We start from the raw sequence: 22,948 nt of genomic DNA on the forward strand, positions 1-22,948 counted from the left end.
CTCGTATTCTTAATGTCATCCCCGCGAAAGCGGGAATCCAGTACTTTTAGCTGTCATCCCGTGGCTTGACCACGGGGTGACACGGTAGATTCTCGCTTCCGCGGGAATGACATCGGTATCCACGCAACAATGCCGCCCTAGGCTGCGTGGCAATCTCGTCAAATATCCTGAGATTGCTTCGTCAATTGCTATGCAATTTCCTCGCAATGACGGCTCGGCTTACATTTTTCATTGACATTATTATTAATATATTTTAATAATTGCCACCGCAATATATTAAATAATGGAAATAATTCAATGACTACCTCTAATACTGGAACCAGATACCCAAGTTACTACATCCCATATACCAAAACTACTTCTAATATAATATCACGTCTTAAAGCTTTAAAAGCTAAGATAGCGAAAGTAAACCCGATGGCTATAAGAGATAATAAATGGTCGGATTTACATATAGCGGTAGGAGCTAAAGAAATAAAGTTAGTAAAAGCCTTATGTAATGAAAAAAATATTAATGCTGCAGATGCTAAATGTAGAACTCCTTTGGAGTTAGCAATACTTGGTAATGATTTAGAAACAGTAAAATTTTTAGTTCAGATGGGAGGAAAAATTGCTCCTAACATGTATGGTTGGTCTGCTATTCATTTAGCAATAAAAATCGGTAATGTAGAAATGGTAGAATATTTATATGAAAATACGGAATTTCAAAAGTACGATAAATATGGATATACTTTACATGATTGGGCAGAAGCAATGGGGCGTGGAGAAATAGTACGGTTTTTTCATGATAAAAATCATAATAATAAAACCCCTTTAGAGTTAGCCGTAGAATCGAAGAACATTTCATCAGTAAAAGCATTAATTAGCAAAGGTGCTAAATTTGATATTAAAAGCGAACTCGGTTATAAGATTTTTGAACTTGCTATTGATTCTGAAGATATGAAATTAATAGAGTATCTAGTAAATCATACGCTAGTCGGTAAAAACACGGGGCAGCAAACTCTTCTGGAAAAAGTAGCTCAAATTTATGACAAGAATATAAATCTCTCGAAACTAGTAAAAGTTTTGATTAAATATAATGCAGGATTTGATAAAGCTTTAGGACAAAAGCTTTTACAAAAAGCAATATATGCTGATGATTTGGAGTTAGTAGAAACTTTATATAGTAAGGGTGTTGATGCCCAGTATAAAGACCCATTAGGACGTAGCGGCTTACATCATGCTATAAAAGCTAATTGCGGTGAAGAATTAATCCAGTTTTTGATTGAACACACTACGGATATTAATTATCGTGATAAATCGGGCTTAAATCCTCTAGGCTTAGCAAAGAGTAATAATTGTACCGTAGCTACAAAATTATTACTCGAAGCCGGTGCTTATGACGATTATATGTATGATGATGTTATTAAGGTGTTAGGAGAATACGGATACTAAATAGTCATTGTGAGCGGGCGTTGCCTGCGTGGAGCGATTCCCTCCCTGTCATCCCGGGGCTTGACCACGGGATCCAGTTAAAAATACTAAAATTATTAGTATTTTTATTGTTTTTTTTTGATACCGTGGTCAAGCCACGGTATGACACCGAACTGATTGTTGGGTCCACGCAACAAGGTCTTCCCGCGTGGACCGGTAAATGCTCTTATGTCATTCCCGCGGAGGCGGAAATCCAGAAAAAATAATTAAAAAAATGCTATAAATTAGCATTTTTACTGGATTGCTTCGTCGAATTACTATGTAATTCTTCTCGCAATGACGGAAAACCGGTCCACGCCGCAAAGCTACCGCCCCTGCAGAATGCAAATGCCACATATTCATACTAAATTTGTAAAATATTATATATAATTATTAATTATAATAGACATATTAAAAAAATTGTATTAAAATTGTAACAATTCCTAAGTTATTTAATTTTTATTAAGGTTTACATATTATGGCGAATATTTCTCCAAAATTATTTCAAAAAGCAATTCAAAAAGGTCTTAAGACCGCTTTATTCACCACCTCAACCGCAGCGATAATGCTGAGTAGTAGCGGGGCACTCGGTGCTGCAACGATAGATGCAAATACAAACTTTACCGTAGGAGCGGGCTTTAATCCTGCAGGACCGTTTGGTGGTGGTGTTTTACAGTATGGAAATGATGCTGTTACGGTTGACGCTGATGCAGCAGTAAACATTACGGCAATAGATATACACGGTTTCGCTCCAGATTTATTTACGGTAAATGAATATATTTTTTTAGGTTCTGTTTTGCTCGGTGGCGGTAAGCGGTACGGCATTTCCTGTTAGCATTAGTAATAACTTTACGCTAACTTTAACCGGTGAAGATGGATTAGGAACTGGTGACGCCGATACTTATGACGGTTTGGGGAATATTACCTTAAACGGTGCCAACGCAGGTTTAACTATAAATTCCGGAGCCCCAAACTTGATAATGCTTGACGGGACTATAGACGGTGGAGCTGCCGGTCAGGGTGTATTAAGAGTTAGCACAGATACCACTTTTGCTGCTGCGGTAGGTGCAACTAAGAGCTTAGCTTCAATAACTGTTGATGCTGGCGTAACCATATATAATGCTACTATGCTTGCAGCAACAAATATTGTTGTGAATGGTGGTGAAGTTGATACAATAGGTGCAGTAAATGGAGCGATTAATTTTGCACAGGCAGGTAAATTAAGTGCGACTGGAGCAGTTACCGGTACGGCAGTATTCAATGCTGACGGTACATTAACTTTGGGTGCCGGTATTTCTAACGCTGTAACATCTGTCGGTAATAACGGTACACTTATAGTTAATGCAGGAGATGTTGGCGGAGCAATAGGTACTCACGGCGGAGCAAATATACTAAAGCAAGTCACTTTTAATGGAGCGAGTAACGTAACAAGTATTGATGCAACAAATGTGACCATTAATAATGGAGCAGCGGATGTAAAGGCAGCAAACGCAATCACGGCAGCAGTAAATTTTGCAGTAGACGGTGCGTTAACAGCAAATAACGGTATAACCGGAGCAGTAACTGCAGCAGGGGGTAACGGTACATTAACAACAGCCGGAGTAGGGGTTACCGGAGCGGTAGGTACAAATGGAGCATCTCTAAAAGCTCTGAATGCTAAAGTTGATAATGGTGCTGCGGATCTTGTTTTTACAAGTGATATTTATGCACAAACCGTAAATTTTGCTAGTGTTGCAAATAATGGAAATAATGCAGTCGGTACGATACAAGTCGGCGGTAATTTAGTAGCTACAAACGTAAACTTCAGTGCTAATGCAGCCGGTGGTACTTTAGAGTTTAACGGTCCCGGCGGTAACACTTATAACTTAAGCGGAATTATAGAAAACGGTGCTACCGGTATACTTAATATTAATGCCGGTGGTACAGTGGTTGCAAATGATGCTAGTATAGGCACAGTTGCACAAATTGACATTCAAGATAATAAGTCTTTTGCAATAAATGCTAAGAACGCTGATGTTGATATATTAAACGCTCAAGCGATTAATTTTAAAGGAGCAAACTCAAAGCTTTTCTTACTTAACGATAGTACTACAGATAATAGAGTTATAACTCTTAAAAATGATTTACCGGCGTTTGCAACCGGTGGCGGTACGTTACTTCTTGCTGGTACAACAAAACTTGTAACCTTACAAGGTGACGGTGGAGCTAAAACAATAGGTACGGCAGGAAGTGAATTAGCATCATTAAATGTTTTAGGTAGTGTAGCCTTTAATAATATAGATACTACGAATGTTCTCGCATTTAATATCTTAGGTACTACAAATTTTGTTGATGTAGGCGGTATTACTAACCAAATTAATGTAATAAATATCGGTGCTGCAGGTGTATCGCCTGCAGGTGCAGCGATTGCTGCCGCTGGTGGTTCTTATACGATTGATGCAAATGGCGGTAATGTAGGAATTTTAGCAAATGGTCAGACTATTAATTTTGCTCATGAAGACGCAACTTTAGTATTAAAAAATAGTGCAGCTGGTAAACGGTACGATAACATTAAATGCTGTACTTGATCCATTAGCTCCAAATAAAGGTAAACTTGCTGTAGATTCAGGAGCTGCGAGCGGGAAAGTAATTCTTGCAAGTGTCGGAAATGCTACTTACGGTACTGTAGTAAATAAATTAAAAGAATTAGAATTTAGAGGAAACGGAACATTCCAAATAGATACTGAGATATTTGCTAACGATTTAGAATTATTAGTGCCGGCAGTTACCTATAATAAGGATATCAACTCTAATTTATCATTCGGTGCTGCTACTGCTTTAACTCAAAACGGTAATATTAACGGTAATGTAGATTTCAATAATCAAGCAGCAGTTATAACACTTGGTGCAAATAAAAATATCACCGGTAGTGTTACAAGTACCGGTGGTGTTAACGGTACAATCATTGCAACCGGTGCAAGTACTATTAATGGACCTATTACTAATATTGCTATGTTGAAAGTAGGTGCCGGGGCTGTAAGCATAACCCAAGGCGGTAATACTAGTATTACTGAAATCCAAGGTAACGGTACTGCACTCTTAACATTACCTGCAAACTTTAACTTAACAGACAGCATAAATAAAACTGGCGGTCAGGCTCTGAAGTTAAACTTCACGAATGGCGGTAGTGTTAGCGGTGTTGTAGGGACTGCGGCTAATTCGGTTGGTGATATCACAACGGCAGGCACAACAAACTTTGCAAGCAGTGTTAATGCAAAAGGTGCGGCGACGCTCGGCGGTACTACAAGTTTTGCCGATACATTTACTAACACCGGTGCAGTTACTTTAGCTAAAGCTTCTATCACTAATTTTGCTAAAAATGTAACGGCTACCAGCTTTGCAGCTAATAATGCTACTATTAATTTCGGTAATAGCCTAGCCTTTAATAGTAATATAACAGGTAGCGGTACTACACTTACTTTAGGTACAAATCAAGTAACATATACCGGTACCGGTAGCTTTACCGATACGCTAACCTTAAATACTACTTTTGACGGAGCAGCTAAGTCAGGAGGTAATATCCTAATTAAATCAGGTAGTACTCTTGATTTATCAGGGGTTTCAACTTTAGCACTTGTTGTTACTGCTACTAATTTCGACATTAATAATATAAGTCCGGATACAAAATATACGGTAATATCTGCAGAAGCGGCAGGTGGATTAAAGCCTACTCCCGCAGGTAATGTTAAAGTAACCGTTAATAATGACAACCGCTTTGTCAACTTTACTTTTGATGAATCGACTTTAACGTTATTTGCGAAAGATGTATCTCAAGAAGTTATAGATAACGACTTCAAACCGGGCGGACCGCTTGCAAATATCCCAAATGCTGCAAATATAAAGAAATCGCTTGAGTTAATGGAGCAAGCACCAATCGGTTCAGATGCACGTTTAGCTTTCGGTAACTGGGGTAAACTGAATCCAATCCAAGAAGCAGATGCTGTAACTCACCTCATGCAAGACGTTGTAAAGCCTAGCGATACTATAGCTGCTATTAATAATCAAGTTATACTAAGTAATATCTCAAGTAGCTTAATTAATCTAAATGCTAGAATGGATGCAATACAGCCGGCTGCCGTAGCTGCCGGTGATGAGGACAGAGATGCTAAGTTTGGTGCATGGATAAGTCCGTTTGTCGGTAATGCAACGCAGAAGATGCGTAACAATATAAGCGGTTATAAGTCGGATACAACCGGTGGTACTATAGGTTTTGAAGGCTTAGTTAGCGATGATCTAGCACTAGGGGCTGCATATACAAGAGCCGATACCGATATTAAGCTGAAAAATAATAAGACGGGCGATAAGAATAAGGTAGAGAATAACATCTATTCCGTATACGGTTTATATAATGTACCTTATGAAAATCTCTTCGTTGAAGCTATAGCATCTTACTCAGATAATAAGATAAGAAGTAAATCAAGACGCGTTATTGCAACGGCACTAGAGACTGTCGGCTATCAAACCGCAAGCGGTAAGTATAAATCTGAAAGCTATACAGGTCAGTTAATGGCTGGTTATACCTATATGATGCCTGAAAATATTAACCTAACACCGCTTGCAGGGCTTAGATATTCAGCTATCAAAGATAAGAGCTATAAGGAAACCGGTACTACTAACCAAAACCTTATAGTTAAAGGCAAGAACTATAATAGCTTCGATGGTTTACTCGGTGCTAAAGTATCAAGTAATATCAATGTCAATGAAGAAGTAGTGCTAACACCTGAGCTTTACGCAATGGTTGATTATGCATTCAAGAATAAAGTTCCGGCGATTGATGCAAGATTACAAGGTATTATGACTGCTCCTTTCCCAACCAACAGCTTTAAGCAAAACAAGCTTTGATGTCGGCGTCGGTGTTACTGCTAAGCACAAAATGATGGAATACGGTATTAACTACGATACCAATATCGGAAGTAAGTATTTCGCTCAGCAAGGTAGTGTAAAAGTACGTGTAAACTTCTAATGTCATCCTGTGGGACTCCTTTTATGTCATTCCTGCGAAAGCAGGAATCCAGGTAAAGCGAGATAAATCGAGCTTTTTAAAAGTTTTTAATTACTAGATTCCCGCTTCCGCGGGAATGACATAGAGTATGTTTTCCGAACCACGCAGGAATAACATTGAACGTCTACAAAAAACAATATAAAAGCCTATATAGTTTGACTATATAGGCTTTTTTGCTTTATAATGTACTATTGTGTATATTTGTACTGTGTCATACCGTGGCTTGTCCACGGTATCCAGTCTTTTTTTTATGGACCCCGCAGGTACAAGCCACGGGGTGACACTGAGGAAAATTATGTTAGATAATATTAGAAAAACTGCCGATAGTTTTATAATGCGAGTTTTATTCGCAATGATAGCTTTTGCTTTTGTCGGCTTTGGTATTAAAGATGTATTAAACGGAAGAAGAAACGGTGATATTGTTACTTTTTCTCATGTGAAAAATATCTCCCAAGAAGATTTTTTGAGAGCGAAATCTTTAGAAATTAATGCTATAAGTAAGCAAACAGGAACAAGTTTAACGGATGAAGAAATAGCACAGTTAAATATTGATAACCGAATCCTAAAAAGGCTTGTTTACGATAATGTTTTAGATTATTTAGTTGGCTATTACGACTTAGATCTAAGTGATGATACAGTTAAAATTTTAGTCAAAGAATCACCGGTTTTTAAAAATGAGCAAGGTGTTTTCGATATAAAAATTTTTAAAACTTATTTTAGAAATTCTTATATGGATGAAGAAAAATATTTATTAAACTTCAAAGAAAAAGCTCTAAAAAATATTTTTGTCGGTACTTTTGTAGAAAGTTTCTATGTTCCTAAAGCTATGACTGACAATATAGTAGATTATATGGCTGAAAAAAGAGAAGTAGAATTAGTGCAGATAGATTTACAAAATAAACCGAAAGATTTACAAATCTCTACTCCTACCGATCAGCAATTAAAGGATTTTTACCAAGATAATAAAACCTCGTTTGAAGTACCTGAGAAACGCAGCTTTTCTTATATTAAAGCTAATATTAAGGATTTAAAAGTCTCAGTTACTCAAGATGAGTTGTTAGAGTTTTATAATGAAAATAAAGATGAATTCGGTGATCAAAGTTTTGAAGCAGTACAGAAACAATTACAGGATTTATTAAAGGCTCAAAAAATCGATATACTTAATATGGAGTTTGCTAAAAAGCTGGAAGATGAGACGGCAGCCGGTTCTAGCTTAGTTGAAATTGCCGAAAAATATAAGCTACCGATACAAAACGTTAACTATATAAGTTATGCAGAGCTTATTGAAGATAAAATAATTTCCGAAAATGTTGATAGTATTTTTGAGCTTTCGGAAGGAGAATTATCTTATCCTATAGAAGCAGAAGATAAAAGCTATCTTATATTGGTAGAATTAAAGTCGATTCAGCCGGCAAAAATACCTGAATTTGACGCTATTAAAGAGCAGGTAAATAAAGCTTGGATAAAGCGGAATATTGCAGATGTAAACTTAAAAATTATCAAGGATTTAGCAAAGGAGTATAATTCAGATCAAGAGAACATAAAAGAGCTTAAAGCTACCGGAATAAAAATAAGCAAAAAAAGCTATATTAGATCCGAAATGGAAAATGATCTAACCCTAACTCCTGAAATATTATTATCAATTTTTAATACTAAAATAGGAAGTAATACACCTATATTCCAAGTAGGTGATGAAGTATATTTTGCACATATTAAATCTAGAACTATCGATGAATTAACGGCTAAAAATATTCATATAAATTCAGAAAAAAATATAATATATAATATTAAAAATTCTGTAATTGACGAGCTAATTAACTACACAATTATTCAGAATGATATGCAAGTAAAAGCTAATTTTAGTAAGTAGGGAAAGTATCTCTAATGTCATTCCTGCGAAAGCGGGAATCCAGATTTTTTATTGTCATCCCGTGGCTTGACCACGGGATCTTGTATCACAGTCTTGGTCCTAAGATACCGCGATCAAGTCGCGGTATGACATTAAATGATTACTGGATTCCCGCTTTCGCGGGAATGACATAAAAAGAGACCAATATAAAACAAACATTATAAACAAAAAAATAGAACTATGAGCTTTAAAGATTTACCGGAGTTTTTAAAATTTTTAGAAAAAAACGGTGAGTTAAAGCGTATTTCTATTGAAGTTAAAACTGACCTAGAAATTACTGAAATCAGTAGAAGAGTATTAGCACAAGGCGGACCTGCATTACTTTTTGAAAATGTTATAAAAGCCGACGGCACTAAATCCGATATACCTGTTCTAACTAATCTTTATGCTAGTATAAATCGTATTTGTATGGGACTTAAACTTAAGTCACCCAAAGAATTAAGAGAGCTTGGCGTTTTACTAGCATTCCTTAAACAGCCGCAACCTCCCGCATCTTTTAAAGAAACATTATCAATGTTACCTCTTGCTAAGCGTGTCTTTGCTATGTCTCCTAAAACAATATCAAAAGCAGCCTGTCATGAAATCGTCATTGACAAACCGAATATCAATATATTGCCGATCCAAAGATGTTGGCCTGATGATATTTCGCCTTTAATTACCTGGGGGATAGTAGTTACTAAAGGACCTAGTAATGATAAAATAGATAATTACAACCTTGGTATATATAGGATGCAAACAATAGCTCCTAATAAGCTATTGATGCGTTGGTTAAAGTTACGGGGCGGAGCAGAGCATCATAAACGTTGGAAAGAAGCAAAAAAAGAGCCGTTTCCTGCCGCTATCGTTATTGGGGCAAATCCAGCGGTAACTTTGGCAGCGGTTACACCGATACCTGAGAATATCTCAGAATATAATTTTGCAGGTTTACTCGGTAATGAAAAAATAGCACTGGTGCAATGCAAAACTATTGACTTAAAAGTACCTGCACATAGTGAAATAGTGCTAGAAGGTTATGTAAGTTTAGAGGAATATTTGCCTGAAGGCCCTTTTGGGGATCATACCGGATATTATAATGATGTTGAGGAGTTTCCGGTCTTTACCGTAACTGCAATAACGATGAAGAAAAATCCAGTATATTTAAGTACCTATACCGGAAAACCGCCTGATGAGCCGTCAATCTTAGGTGAAGCATTAAATGAAATCTTTATTCCTATCTTGCAGCAGCAATTTCCGGAAATAGTCGATTTTTGGCTTCCACCTGAAGGTTGTTCATATAGAGTCGCGGTAGTATCGATTAAAAAATCTTATTCCGGTCATGCTAAAAGAATAATGCTTGGGATTTGGTCGTACTTACGGCAATTTATGTATAGTAAGTTTATTATAGTTGTAGATGATGATATTGATGTTCATAATTGGCAAGAAGTAATTTGGGCAATAGCAACAAGAAGCGATCCAAGGCGCGATACGAGCTTTATAGATAATTCTCCGATAGATTATTTAGATTTTGCATCACCTGATTCAGGGCTTGGTAGTAAAATGGGAATAGATGCAACCGATAAAATATACCCTGAGACAAATAGAAAATGGGGTAAAAAAATAGAAATGAGTAAGGAAGTTATCGACAAGGTTGATAGTATGTGGGATGGTTTAAAGATATAGGGTTGCTTTATGTCATTCCCGCGAAAGCGGGAATGACATAGAGAGCCATACAATCATATAACATTATCAGAACTAAACATGTATAACATCCAGCACGAGACGATAATTAATAATTTCAAAGAAATAGCCGATAAATATCAAGAGCTTATTTTGCATTTCATGCAAGGTAGGGGGGAGATACCTAGGAGCCTAATTGATAGTGATAAAAACAGGATTATAGCTTCTTTAATGGTAGAACAGTTTTGGGCAAATCCTGAAAAATTTTGTCAGCTTAATATTGAATATATTGATAAGTTAAGAGAGCTTACAACGAATAGCTTTGCAAAATTTGTTGGTAGTCCGGCAAAAGCTGTATTTTCTCCGGATAATCGAGATAAAAGATTTAAAGATTCTTCATGGGAGGATAATGCTTATTTTGACTTTGTTAAACAATATTATTTACTATCTAGTGAGTGGCTTAAGAAGAATATAGAACAGTATGAGCTATCAAATGATCTCAAGCAACATTTAGAGTTTGTAACTAAACATTTTATCGATGCTTTTTCACCTTCAAATTTTGCTTTTTGTAACCCAAAAGTTTTACGTGAAACATTAGAAAGCGGCGGTCAAAATCTAGTACAGGGATTAGAAAATTTTTTAAGAGATATAAAAAGTTCAGGTGATATATTAAATAGGCTCTGGATATATAAGTGTGTAAATTCTAAAATAGGCATTAAATTCGCCCATCAAATTTTATCAAAAAGTGAGCCATGGCCTCTCCCCAATTTTGGATAGGCATATTCCATTTTCGCGTAATATAGTCAATTGTCAAGTACAAAGTCTTAAATACAGAGTCGTCGTTAGGAAAACCCCTTTTGTTATTAGTAACCTTGCGTAATTGACTATTTAAACCTTCGATTGCATTGGTTGTATAAATGATACGCCTAATCACTTCTGGGTATTGTAAAAAAATTATCAAATTCTGCCAATTATTTTGCCATGATTTTGCAATATGTGGGTACTGTTTGCCCCATTTCATATCAAAATCAGATAAGGCAGTAAGTGCTTCATCCTCAGTGATAGAGCTGTATACTAGCTTCAAATCTGCTGCAAGTTCTTTACGATCTTTATAGCTTACATATGACAAACTATTTCTGATTTGATGTACAATGCACAGCTGATGCTCAGTTTGTGGATATACTGCAGATATCGCCTCACTCATGCCCGTTAGATTATCGCTACAAGCAATTAAGATATCTTTTAATCCCCTGTCTTTCATTTCAGTAAAATTATTTAACCAAATTTAGCTCCCTCATTCTCGCTAATACACAAGCCTAAAATATCTTTCCTTCCGGTTAAATCTACACCTAAAGCTACATATACTGCCTTATTGATAATTCTCTTATCTTGACGTACTTTAACTATAAGTGCATCAAAATATACTATAGCATATATGGCTTCCAGAGGCCTATTCTGCCAACTCCTGACCTCATCCATAACATTATCGGTAACCCGACTAATAAGGCTTTCACTGTTCTCTGCACCATATAGCTTATGAATCTGAATCTTAATGTCAGAGAGGCTCATCCCTTTAGCATATAAGGATAATATCTTCTGATCTAATCCATCTAATCCTAGTCTGACGCTTTGGCACTAGTACAGGAGAAAATTCAGCATTTCTATCACGTGGTACTTCAAGTTCCAATACTCCACCTTCAGTAATTAGGCTTTTTTTGCATACACCATTTCTACTATTGTCAGTCTCTATCCTGCCATATTTGTTATAGACAAGATGCTCATCCATCTCAGCTTTTAAGGCTCTTTCAAATATATTTTTAGTTAACTGCTTTAATATCCCGTCTTTGGCAAAAAAACTCGTTAAATCAGTATCTTTATCTATTAGCAAATCTACTGCTTGTTTTATCTTCTCTTGGTTACTGTTACTCATGTTATTCCTGATAAATTATATTATTGTTAATATAACCTATCCTAGAAATTTACACACTTAGTGAGACAGCACCTTTTAGGCATTGTCATTGCGAGCTGGCGTTGCCTGCGTGGAGCGGTAAATGCTCTTTATGTCATTCCTGCTTTCGCAGGAATGACATTAAACGCTTTTTAAAAGCCATGCAACAAAGTTTTCAGGCACCCACAATGACGACTCGGTATCCACGCAACAATACCGTGACTACTCGCAATGACGTTTAAGGCATATCCTCAACAATGCCTATCTTTGTTTCTGATTTTCCCTTTTAGCTTGTAATTTAGAGAATGCAATTTCTTTTACCGCTTCTACTCTTTTTGGCTGAATGCCTTGATTTCCTTTTTGTTTTAATATGCTGCCAATTTTTATACTTTCTGCTATCAGCTTATGTGTATCATGAATTTTATTTAAATTTTCAGGAGAAATTTTTTTCATAAAATAGTTTGAAACGTTAGATAAACCTATCTTTTCACAAAAATTTCCTACCTTGTAATATATAGTATCTTTGGAATTTAATTTGAAAGATTTAGCATTTAATAAGTTGGTCGTATTTTCGATATTATCCTGATATTTTAAATCTTTCTTTATACCCTCAATATCCTGCTCGGTAAGATAATTTTCTTTTTTTAGCTCTTTCATTATATTGTCGTAGAATTTTGTTACTTCTTTATCGGTTATGTTTTTAGTTGTTGCCTGCTTTGTAAAATCAACGATTAGTGACTCCAACTTTTCGCCTGTAGATTTATCTTGTGTACGCATTGATTTTACAGGATCAGAAATTTGTACTTCTACTTTATCTTTCTTAACCTCAACTTCTGTTTCTTTCCATTTTCCTTCTAAATCTTTGCTCCATTGTTGTTCCTTAATTATTTCTTTTTTCAAGCCTATAGAAGTTTTAATTTGGTAATTATTTTCATACGCCCACTCTTTAGCATCTATACCTTCAATTTTAATGTTATTATTTATTGCATAGAGTACTGGGTCTTTTACAGGTGAGTTAGCGAAAGCCTCTAACCAACCACCATTGTTAAATTCAGGTAAAACATTACTAAATTTTGTTACTATCTCAGCTCCTTTGGCAACTTCTTGCATATTAATAAGATTTTCTTTTATACTGCCTTTATAGTGTTTCCTCAAATCATCAAAATTTTTAATATTAGTGGATAACGCAATATTTTTCGGATCAAACCCAGCTTTTTTAAATTCATCAATTTTTTGATCAACTATTGCTTCCATCTGTTTCTCATCAAATTGACTTATCATTTGATTTAACGATTCGCTATATTTATCGATACTAAATGAGAAATTACCTGCTTTAATAGCAGCACTGTAGCCGACTCCAGGATGTGCAAACATTTCATTTGTTGATTGGATCATACTGCCAAAATCCTTATGAAATGCTAAAAAAGAGCGACCATGATCAATTTTGGTTATTGTTTTACCATCCTGCACCATTAAATTACCAGCATGATAATCTACTTACCCCAGCATATGACAAGCAGCTATGGCTTTTTCAAATCCTTCCAGCTTTTTTAAATTTTGATCATTAGCTCTGACTCTAGTTTGACCTGATAAACCGGAAAATTCTGTTAGTGTTACAGCATTATCAAAAAATTTAGAACGTACATAAAGTGAATCAGGGTGTTTTTCATCCGCTTTTACCAGCCCTTCTTTTGGTGCTCGATCATGTAATAAAAATTGATACATGGTAGAGCCTATTAATTCTTGTACCCCGTCTCTTCGGTCAGCAATAGCCTGTTTTCGTGCATTATTATCTTGTATTTTTTGGCATGCAGCATGAGTTTTATAAAAATGTTTAAAAATAAAAGTATTTCCTAGCTCATCTTTAGCAACATAACCGGCAGAAACTCCTGCTGCCTTTTTTCCTTTCTCCTCAAACTCAGCTTGCTGTGCCACCCTCTTATCACGTAGCATAGCATCAATTGCTTTTTTAGGGTCATTAGGATTTCTTATTTCTTCAAGTTTTCTGTAATCTGCGTTATATCGGCTATTATCTAATCCAACTTGTCGTTCAATTGCCTCTTCCATAACTAAATGCTGTAAAAGAGGTGCATCGATTATTTCTCTGAATTCCCTGTGTTTATCTCCTGGAAATGCATTTTTTATTATTGTTGTGGCTTTAGCCAAACCCCGACCATCCAAATTGGCTAATTCCATTTGACTAACATATAGACTTGCAGTAGTAGGGGATTGGTCATTAGTAAAGATCAATAGCAGATGAGGCAATGGCTTCGCAGGCTCTAGATATTTTGGCATTCAATGCTGTATCTTCTGTTTTCAGGGCTTTAAAAAGTTGCTCTTGTAATAATAATTCCTGTTGAGTTTTCTCTTTAGACATAAAATAACCTGATTATATTAACTAATGCTTCAAAAATTTATTATATAAATTAATTAATTATTATTAATTGCAGGGAAGAAAAAATTCTAATTTGCAGAATTTTTTTATTATTTTTTCTGGATTGTCGAACTAGCTTGGCATTGTTGCGTGGACCGGTAAATGCTCTTTATGTCATTCTTAGCTAAAAGCGGGAATCCAGAAAAAAGTATAAGTACAGCAAATTTTTGAAATTAAAAGCTCGATTTATCTCGCTTTATGCTGGATTCCTGCTTTCGCAGGAATGACATCGGTATCCACGCAACAACGCCAACTCGCTTAGACCGTTCACAATGAGGAGTCGGTATCCATACAACAAGATCCCGCTTTTGTGGGGATATAACATCGAGGTCTTTTTAAAAACTATTCGGTACTATAGATTTGATCGTGATATGACAATGAAAAAAACAAAGCCATGAATAAATCATGACTTTGCAGAAAGGATACCAATTAATCTCTTCTATTGCCTAAAAATCTCATTAAATATAGGAAAAGATTTATAAAATCTAAATATAAAGTAAAGGCTGCCATAATAGAAAGCTTTTGTCCTACTTCATCGTTTCCTGCCATGTAATACATAGACTTAATCTTTTGAGTGTCCCAAGCAATTAATCCCATAAATACTACTATTCCAATAAGAGAAGTAGCAAAAGAAAGAGCCGAGCTTTTTAGAAACAAGTTGACTAATGAAGCAATGATAAGACCTATAAGACCCATTGCAAAAAATGAACCCATAGATGTTAGATCTCTACTTGTACTATAACCGTATAAACTCATTGCTCCAAAAACGGAAGAGCAAATAAAGAAAGTACGAGCTATCGAGGCACCGGTATAAATAAGAGCTAAATATGCAAGCGACATACCGGTTAAACCGGCATAAACCCAAAATAATATTTGTGCCGTTTTCAGGTTCATTCGTCCGAAGCCCATAAAGAAATATAAAGCGATACCGAGCGGAGCAAACATTATAATAGTGCCGAAACCTGTTTGAAACATTAAATTATAAATAGGTTCAACTGATATAGTCGTTACGGCTGCTACACCGGTTAGTAAAAGTGCTAAAGCCATATAATTATATACTTTAAGCATGTATTTTCTTAAGCCTTCATCAAAAGTTTTATTCTTTGAGGTGGCAGTTAAAGTTTTTGTATAATCGATCATAAGTAACCTTAGGATTATGTTATTTATACTCGCTGAATTTGAAAAATTGGCTACGTCGTCTTTGTAAGCCCTCGGATGCTCACGTATTAAGTATACGCTCCGCTCCTCGGTTTACAGACCCCTTGCTCTTTTTCAAATTGAGCTTCGTCTACCAATTCTTCATTTACCAAGGTATAATAATAAAATATAGCCCTTTAAAGGCTCTTTTTCAAGTGATAATTATAAATATCTTGCATTGAATATAAAGCCGGTGATTTATCCTGTAGCCAAATAGCAGCTTTAATTGCACCAATGACAAAAGAGTTTTTATTCAGAGCTTCGTGTTTTAAAGTGATTATTTCATCGTCACCTAGGAAAGATATTTCATGTATACCGTGAACATTTCCACCACGAAGCGAGGAAATACCTATTTCTTTTTCGCTTCTCGGTCTGTTGCCACGATTAAATGCTATATTTAATCCTTTTTCGCTTGCAATTGTTTCAGCAAGCATAATAGCAGTTCCTGAGGGTGAATCTTTTTTATTACGGTGATGGGTTTCTAGAATTTCAATATCGTAATCATCTAGTATTTTTGTTGTCTTTCTTGCTAAATAGCTGAGCAAATTAGCCCCGATACTCATATTTGCAGAATATAAAATAGGTAAAGTTTGAGCTGCTTTTTCTAAAAGCTTAAAATGTTGAGGCTGAAGTCCTGTGGTTCCGATTACTAATTTTGTATTATGTTTTAATGCATAATTAATTAATTTTTCTAATATTTCAGGAGTAGAAAAATCGATGATTACATCAGAATTTTTACAAAAATTATCTAAATCATCTAAATTATTAGTACTATTAAATTTTGCTGAAATTTTGCAATCTTTAAATTTATCTATTCTCTCTGTAATGGTTTTTCCCATTTTACCGGTAGAACCGCTAAGACCGATATTAATCATGTTTGATTTATTGTAAATTTGTATAAGATTTATGAAAATATAATAGAGGCTTTAAATCATTTTTAATAGCAGTATTTATTACTTCACCAATAAATATAACATGGTCACCGGCATCATAAGAAGCATATTTATTACATTCTATATAACAAGTTGCACCGTTTATTAAAGGACAATTGGTTTTATTGCCAAGCTCATAAGCAATTTTTGTAAATTTATTAGGTTGTGATTTAGCAAAATGTTTTGAGATATCAATTTGATTCTCTGCTAAAATACTAACTGCGAATTTATCACTTTTCTGAAAACTGTTTATACTAAAAGAGTTTTTATTGAGGCAAAATAATATTAACGGTGGTTTTAAAGATACAGAAGTAAGAGAACTAGCAGTAAAGCCAAAAAGCTCGTTATTACAATTTGTTGTTATAATAGTCACTCCCTGGGGGAATCGACTCATAGTATCTTTAAATTGACTTTCTGTTACTGTCCCAGCCATTTTTTCATAATTTTGTTAATGGTTCCGTCTTTTTTTAATGAATCGATTGCCTCATTAATTTCATTAATTAGTCCTGAGTTTTTAGACATACCTATAGCAAAATCTGATGAAAATTCTTCTAAAGTACTGCTTTCTAAATTTGAATTATTTTCTTTTAATTTCTTGCCTTGAAATTCCTCAGAAATAATAGCATCTATGACTCTGGCTTTTAACTCTTCAACTAACATTAAATGATTTGCTAAAGAATGAACTTTAATATTCATTGTCTGTGATAGATCTTGTGCTTTTTTTTCTAAAACACTACCGAGCTGTACCCCTACTATTTTATTCTCTAGATCTTTGCTATTTTGTATATTATCGCCTGTTCTATATATTATGGCAAATCTTGCAGTAGCGTAGTTATCGGAAAAGCTGATATATTCGGAACGCTCCGGTGTTACGGAAAGCTCCGCCACCGCAACATCAATATTTTCACTAACTAAAGCTGCAAGTAAACCGTTAAAGTCGAAGTTTTTTATGATAACTTTTTTATTTAGACGCTCACTTATTGCTTTTATAATATCAATATCAATCCCAACAATCTCTCCGTCTTGGATGAATTCATAAGGAGGATTATCTGCGGCAGTACCGACTATTAAAGTTTTTTCCGTTTCTTTTTTTTCACAAGAAACTAGTAAGAAAGATAGTAGAAATATTTTTAGAAATTTCATAAAAATAATGTTTTAAGTTTTAGTGTGTTCCGTGTCATTTCCGTAAGGCATTGAGCTTGTTGTATGGCTTGAAAAACCCGTTTGGTGTGTCATACCGTGGCTTGACCACGGGGTCCAGTTAAAAATACTAAAATTATTAGTATTTTTTATTGTTGTTATGGACCCCGTGGTCAAGCGAACTAGGTGACACAGTGGATTTTACCGGTCCACGCAATAATACCTGCTCGCAATGACGATGAAACCAAGCCACGCAATAATGTCTTTAGCTAGGAATGACATAGAAGCCATGCAGACAACATCGGTAAACATCAAGAATCCAGCTTATCCTTTAAAAGCTGATTCACAAGCGTCGGATTAGCCTTACCGCCGGTTTTTTTCATTACTTGGCCTACAAAGAAACCGAATAATTTATCATTACCACTTTTATAACCCTCTATTGATTCAGGATTTTCAGCTATTACCTCGTCAATTACTGTGTTCAGCACGTTATTATCCGAAACTTGCATTAGTCCTTTTTCCTCTACTATTTTATCAGGTGCTTTACCGGTTTCAAACATAATTTCAAAAACGGTTTTTGCAATTTTACCGGAAATAGTATCATTTTCTATTAATTTTACCAGTTTTGCAAAGTTACTAGGAGTAATTTTACATTCATTTATTCCTATCGATGCTTTGTTTAATTGTCCGAACAACTCACTAGTTAGCCAATTAGTAAGCATTTTAGGGTTACATTCATTTGCTGCTTTCTCAAAATACTCAGCAACCGATTCATCGGCTACTATTACTTCGGCATCATATTTACTTAAGCCAAATTCTTTCGTATATTTTTCAGTCTTTTGATCAGGTAGCTCAGGTAAGTTTGCTTTTAGTTCATTTATTAACTCATCAGAAATAACAAGCGGTAATAAATCAGGATCAGGAAAATATCTATAATCAAGTGCTTCTTCTTTTAAACGCATAGTTCTAGTGATGCCGCTATCGGCATTAAATAAGCGTGTTTCTTGAATTATTGCTTCACCGCTTTCAAGCAAATCTACTTGTCTTTTAGCTTCAAATTCTATTGCTTTAATAATATTACGAATTGAATTAATATTTTTAATTTCGCATCTTGTGCCTAGTGGTTCGCCACTACGTCTTACTGAAATATTAGCATCGCAACGCATTGAGCCTTTTTCCATATCACCGTCGCAGCTGCCGATATAACGTAACAAATTCCTCAACTTTTTTACAAATTCAGCCGCTTCTTCCGGCGAAGATATATCAGGCTCGGTTACAATTTCCATAAGCCCAATACCGGCACGATTTAAATCGATAAAGCTGTAATGTGGTGATTGATCATGTATAGATTTACCTGCATCCTGCTCTAAATGCAAACGGTTAATGCGAATAGTTTTAAGATCGCCGGTACTAGTCGGTATTTCCATAGTCCCGTTTTGTACTATAGGATAGTAAAATTGTGAGATTTGGTAACCTTGGGGCAGATCGGCATAAAAATAATTTTTACGATCAAATACCGAATATTTATTTATTTTAGCTTTAAGCCCAAGCCCTGTTTTAATTGCTTGGTGTACACAATGCTTATTTAATACCGGTAACATCCCGGGCATTGCTGCATCAACATAGGAAACCTGCGAATTTGGACTTGCTGCAAAAATAGTACTACTTCCTGAAAAAAGCTTAGATTTTGAGGAAATTTGAGCATGGATTTCAAGCCCTATTACATATTCCCATTTCCCCGTATTACCTTCAATATATACCATAATTAAAAACCCTTTGGCTCAAATTTAATATGTTTTACACCTGACTCAATTGTCGATGCTACTTTCAAAACATTATATTCATCTAATTGTTTACCTATAATCTGCATCCCAAGAGGTAAACCTCGTGCCGATAATCCGGCAGGAACCGATGCACAAGGTAAACCGGCTAAACTTGCAGGAATAGTAAATAAATCGTTTAAATACATAATAGTCGGATCATTTTGTTTTTCACCGATCTTAAAAGCTTCGGTCGGTGCTGCAGGTAACAAAATGGCGTCAACTTTTGCAAAAGCATTATTAAAATCGTTTGCAACTAAACGACGTACTTTTTGAGCTTTTAGATAATATGCATCCATACAACTAGATGAAAGCACATATGTTCCAATCATAATACGACGCTTTACTTCCTCCCCAAATCCGGCTGATCTAGTCATTTCATACATTTCGTCAAGCATCATATTTTCACGTTCTACTCGAAGACCGTATCTAACGCCGTCATATCTAGATAAATTTGAAGAAGCTTCAGCCGGTGCTATTACGTAATAAACGGCAACACCGTATTTAGCATGCGGCAGCGTAATATCAACTATTTCAGCACCGGCGTTTTTAAGTAGCTCTATGGTATCCTGCCACATTTTCATAATATCAGGTTCAATAATACCGCCTTCACCAAGGCTAAGAGGTACACCTATCTTCATATTTTTCATAGAACTTCCGATAGCGGATTGTAGTTCGGGAACTTCTGCTTTAATCGAAGTAAAATCTTTTTCATCAAACCCCATCATCGCTTCAAGCATAATGCTACTGTCTAAAACGCTTCTAGTAAATATCCCTGCTTGATCAAGTGAGCTAGCAAACGATACCATTCCGTATCTTGAGCAACGACCATATGTCGGTTTAAATCCGACTAAACCCGTAAAGCTTGCAGGTTGACGTACCGAGCCTCCAGTATCGCTACCAAGAGCAGCAGATGCCATAAACCCGCTAACTGCTGCAGCTGAACCGCCTGAAGAACCGCCCGGAACTAAATCTGCATTATCATCATTTGCTTTCCAAGGGCTAATTACATTTCCAAAACAACTAGTGATATTTGCCGAACCCATCGCAAATTCATCCATATTGGTTTTGCCGAGCATCACACCGCCCTTATCAAAAATATTTTGTGTAACGCTTGATTCATAATTAGGTATAAAATTTTTCAGTATATTAGAACATGCCGTAGTTCTAATTCCTTTCGTACAGAAAAGATCTTTAGCGGCAAATGGTATACCCTCAAGTGTTCGCGGTTGATTTTTAGCATAATTTTGATCGGCTGCTTCAGCCTGTTTTAAAGCTAAATCAAAAGTTTCGGTAACATAAGCATTTAGGTTTTTATGTTTCTCTATTTGTTTAATATGTGCATTAACTAATTCCTTACTTGTAAAATCTTTATTTTTTAGACCTTTTACACTGTCTGCTACTGTTAATTTGTTTAATTCCGTCATAATTATTCAACAACCTTTGGAGTGATAAAATATTTTACTTCTTTAGCAAGCTGGGCACTATTTCCGCTTACATTATCAAATAATTTATTTGATAAATCAGAACTCGTAACGGCGTCCTCTCGCATTCTAGCATTCATATTAGAAACCGAAGTTAAAGGTTCTATATCTTTGCAATCTATTTCATTTAAAATATCAATCATATTCATAATAGTACTAAGCTGAGCAGAAAATTTTTCTACAGTATCTTCTTCAAATTTTAATCTAGCTAATTTTGCTATTTTCTGTGCTTCTTCTTTTGTAATCATAGTTTTATGTTCTTCATTCGGGTATTTTTAGGCGTTGGCGTCATTGCGAGGAAAAATTGAAAATTTTGACGAAGCAATCTCAGGGTATTTGACGAGATTGCCACGCAGCCTATGGCTGCTCGCAATGACGATTAGAATCAAACAGTCATTATCTCTTGTTCTTTTTGTTTTATTGCCGAGCCAACTTTACTACTATAATCATCGGTTAGTTTTTGTACTTGTTCAGATAAGCTATGATGCTCATCTTTTGCAATAATATTATCTTTTTCTAGCTTTTTAAGTTCTTCATTGCCGTCTCTTCTAATATTACGTAATGAAATTTTAGTATCCTCACCGTATTTATGAGCAAGCTTTACCAGTTCTTTACGTCTTTCTTCAGTTAAAGCCGGTATCGGTAGTCTGATTAATTGCCCGTCTGTTGCTGGAGTTAAGCCAAGATTCGCTATCGTAATTCCTTTTTCTACCGAGGACACCATAGATTTATCCCAAACCTGCACGTTAATTGTTCGTGCATCCGGGGTGGATAGAGAAGCAACTTGTGAAAGCGGCATTTTACTCCCGTAAGCTTCCACGGTTACGCTATCAAGCAAATTAACCGAAGCTCTACCGGTACGTAGCCCTTTAAGCTCATGATCTAAAACTTTCAGAGCTTTATCCATCTTTTCTTGTAAGTTTTTCTTTAACGTTTCTGTGTCCATATGTATTCATCCATATATTTATTTTATCTGTATATTATTATTAGTACATGAACCAAGTACATTGTTGTGTGGATCGGTTTTCTATTGTCATCCCGCGACTTGATCGCGGGATCCAGTTAAAATACTAAAATTATTAGTATTTGTTTATTATTTTTATGGACCCCGTGGTCAAGTCACGGGGTGACACAGTGGATTTTACCAGTCCACGCAACAAGACCTCCTCGCAATGACGAAAAACCGAGTCACACTACAATATATTATTCCTCAATTGTCGTATATTCGCCTTTATCTTGTATTACTCTAGCAAAATTTCCCTGTTCTTTTATCGAAAATACTCTTATAGGTAACTTATTTTCTCTTGCAACTGCAATAGCTGCCGTATCCATGACTTGCAGGTTGTTAGTTATAACATCTTTATAGCTAATAGTGAAATATTTTTTAGCATCAGGATTTTTTTTAGGGTCGGAATCATATACGCCGTCAACCTGAGTTGCTTTTAATAAAATATCGCAATTCATTTCGATTGCACGAAGTACTGAGGCACTATCGGTTGTACAAAAAGGGTTACCCGTGCCGCCAGCAAAAATTACTACACGCTTTTTTTCCATATGTCTTTTAGCTTTGCGGCGAATATAAGGCTCACACACGCTCATCATAGGAACAGCCGATAGAACTCTTGTATAGATACCTAGGCTTTCCATAACGTTTTGTAATGTTAAAGCATTAATCACCGTTGCAAGCATACCTATATAATCCGCTGAAGCTCGGTCCATACCGACAAGTGCTGCATTGATCCCTCGATAAATATTCCCGCCTCCGACTACAATAGCGACTTCTACTCCTAAATCAATGACCTCCTTAATATCGCCGGCAATCTTTTTTATTACCTCATATTCATGTCCAAATTGCTTGTCTCCCATTAAAGCTTCTCCTGAAACTTTAAGCAAAACTTTTTTATACTTTAGAGCGTTTATATCTGATATCATTTT

16 protein-coding genes and 6 pseudogenes are annotated in these 22,948 nt (G+C 35.7%); 8 read left to right on the top strand and 14 right to left on the bottom strand.

Features of this window, described 5'->3' with window-relative positions; all coding sequences use genetic code 11:
- Positions 1-15 precede the first annotated feature (15 nt).
- Positions 16-162, bottom strand: coding sequence for a hypothetical protein (locus tag AC5587_RS07595; protein WP_499163042.1), 147 nt, complete (start codon positions 160-162; stop codon positions 16-18).
- A 267-nt stretch (positions 163-429) separates the two neighbouring features.
- Between AC5587_RS07595 and AC5587_RS07600 the strand changes: the two are divergent.
- Positions 430-771, top strand: a pseudogene (locus AC5587_RS07600) (ankyrin repeat domain-containing protein); the annotation flags it as partial.
- A gap of 405 nt (positions 772-1,176) precedes the next feature.
- Positions 1,177-1,434 (top strand): annotated as a pseudogene (locus AC5587_RS07605) (ankyrin repeat domain-containing protein); the annotation flags it as partial.
- Positions 1,435-1,438: 4 nt separating this feature from the next.
- Here the strand turns inward: AC5587_RS07605 and AC5587_RS07610 are convergent.
- Positions 1,439-1,603 (bottom strand): hypothetical protein, encoded by a 165-nt coding sequence (locus AC5587_RS07610; RefSeq protein WP_499162349.1) that lies wholly within the window; start codon positions 1,601-1,603, stop codon positions 1,439-1,441.
- 327 nt (positions 1,604-1,930) lie between these two features.
- Here AC5587_RS07610 and AC5587_RS07615 point away from each other — a divergent pair, with 327 nt between their 5' ends.
- The 6 genes and pseudogenes from AC5587_RS07615 to AC5587_RS07640 all read left to right on the top strand — a co-directional run.
- Positions 1,931-2,287: a hypothetical protein gene (locus AC5587_RS07615; RefSeq protein WP_499163043.1), complete on the top strand. Its 357-nt coding sequence runs from the start codon at positions 1,931-1,933 to the stop codon at positions 2,285-2,287.
- Positions 2,288-2,312: 25 nt separating this feature from the next.
- Positions 2,313-6,454 (top strand): annotated as a pseudogene (locus tag AC5587_RS07620) (autotransporter outer membrane beta-barrel domain-containing protein); the annotation flags it as partial.
- A 334-nt stretch (positions 6,455-6,788) separates the two neighbouring features.
- Positions 6,789-8,363, top strand: coding sequence for a SurA N-terminal domain-containing protein (locus AC5587_RS07625; protein ID WP_499163022.1), 1,575 nt, complete (start codon positions 6,789-6,791; stop codon positions 8,361-8,363).
- Between the two features lie 14 nt (positions 8,364-8,377).
- Positions 8,378-8,536: a hypothetical protein gene (locus tag AC5587_RS07630; protein WP_410527809.1), complete on the top strand. Its 159-nt coding sequence runs from the start codon at positions 8,378-8,380 to the stop codon at positions 8,534-8,536.
- A gap of 46 nt (positions 8,537-8,582) precedes the next feature.
- A complete protein-coding gene (locus AC5587_RS07635; RefSeq protein ID WP_499162350.1) occupies positions 8,583-10,061 on the top strand; it encodes a UbiD family decarboxylase in 1,479 nt (492 codons plus the stop codon).
- Positions 10,062-10,139: 78 nt separating this feature from the next.
- A pseudogene (locus AC5587_RS07640) lies at positions 10,140-10,733 on the top strand (PHA/PHB synthase family protein); the annotation flags it as partial.
- A 40-nt stretch (positions 10,734-10,773) separates the two neighbouring features.
- Here AC5587_RS07640 and AC5587_RS07645 read toward each other — a convergent pair.
- The 12 genes and pseudogenes from AC5587_RS07645 to pyrH form a co-directional block, all read right to left on the bottom strand.
- A pseudogene (locus tag AC5587_RS07645) lies at positions 10,774-11,988 on the bottom strand (IS256 family transposase).
- 279 nt (positions 11,989-12,267) lie between these two features.
- Positions 12,268-14,383, bottom strand: a pseudogene (gene risK1, locus AC5587_RS07650) (T4SS effector phosphatidylinositol 3-Kinase RisK1).
- Between the two features lie 486 nt (positions 14,384-14,869).
- A complete protein-coding gene (locus AC5587_RS07655) occupies positions 14,870-15,580 on the bottom strand; it encodes a Bax inhibitor-1/YccA family protein (RefSeq protein ID WP_040256992.1) in 711 nt (236 codons plus the stop codon).
- A 194-nt stretch (positions 15,581-15,774) separates the two neighbouring features.
- Positions 15,775-16,512 (bottom strand): 4-hydroxy-tetrahydrodipicolinate reductase, encoded by a 738-nt coding sequence (gene dapB, locus AC5587_RS07660; protein WP_410527872.1) that lies wholly within the window; start codon positions 16,510-16,512, stop codon positions 15,775-15,777.
- A gap of 7 nt (positions 16,513-16,519) precedes the next feature.
- Complete coding sequence (locus AC5587_RS07665) at positions 16,520-17,002, bottom strand: flavin reductase family protein (RefSeq protein ID WP_011271442.1); 483 nt, start codon at positions 17,000-17,002, stop codon at positions 16,520-16,522.
- Positions 16,987-17,712 (bottom strand): ABC transporter substrate-binding protein, encoded by a 726-nt coding sequence (locus AC5587_RS07670; protein ID WP_011271441.1) that lies wholly within the window; start codon positions 17,710-17,712, stop codon positions 16,987-16,989. Before AC5587_RS07670 ends, AC5587_RS07665 begins: the two co-directional genes overlap by 16 nt.
- 12 nt (positions 17,713-17,724) lie before the next feature.
- Positions 17,725-17,886 carry a hypothetical protein gene (locus AC5587_RS07675; protein WP_499162351.1) on the bottom strand — a complete coding sequence of 54 codons (162 nt, stop codon included), beginning with the start codon at positions 17,884-17,886 and terminating at the stop codon, positions 17,725-17,727.
- A gap of 134 nt (positions 17,887-18,020) precedes the next feature.
- Positions 18,021-19,472: an Asp-tRNA(Asn)/Glu-tRNA(Gln) amidotransferase subunit GatB gene (gene gatB / locus AC5587_RS07680; protein ID WP_499162352.1), complete on the bottom strand. Its 1,452-nt coding sequence runs from the start codon at positions 19,470-19,472 to the stop codon at positions 18,021-18,023.
- Positions 19,473-19,474: 2 nt separating this feature from the next.
- Positions 19,475-20,956, bottom strand: a complete 1,482-nt coding sequence (gene gatA / locus AC5587_RS07685) for an Asp-tRNA(Asn)/Glu-tRNA(Gln) amidotransferase subunit GatA (RefSeq protein ID WP_499162353.1) — start codon at positions 20,954-20,956, stop codon at positions 19,475-19,477.
- A gap of 2 nt (positions 20,957-20,958) precedes the next feature.
- Complete coding sequence (gene gatC / locus AC5587_RS07690; protein ID WP_041077478.1) at positions 20,959-21,261, bottom strand: Asp-tRNA(Asn)/Glu-tRNA(Gln) amidotransferase subunit GatC; 303 nt, start codon at positions 21,259-21,261, stop codon at positions 20,959-20,961.
- A gap of 137 nt (positions 21,262-21,398) precedes the next feature.
- Complete coding sequence (gene frr / locus AC5587_RS07695) at positions 21,399-21,959, bottom strand: ribosome recycling factor (RefSeq protein ID WP_499162354.1); 561 nt, start codon at positions 21,957-21,959, stop codon at positions 21,399-21,401.
- 257 nt (positions 21,960-22,216) lie between these two features.
- Complete coding sequence (pyrH, locus tag AC5587_RS07700) at positions 22,217-22,945, bottom strand: UMP kinase (RefSeq protein ID WP_499162355.1); 729 nt, start codon at positions 22,943-22,945, stop codon at positions 22,217-22,219.
- Positions 22,946-22,948 lie beyond the last annotated feature (3 nt).

The organism is Rickettsia endosymbiont of Hedychridium roseum (assembly GCF_964028255.1).
Classification (GTDB): domain Bacteria; phylum Pseudomonadota; class Alphaproteobacteria; order Rickettsiales; family Rickettsiaceae; genus Rickettsia; species Rickettsia asembonensis.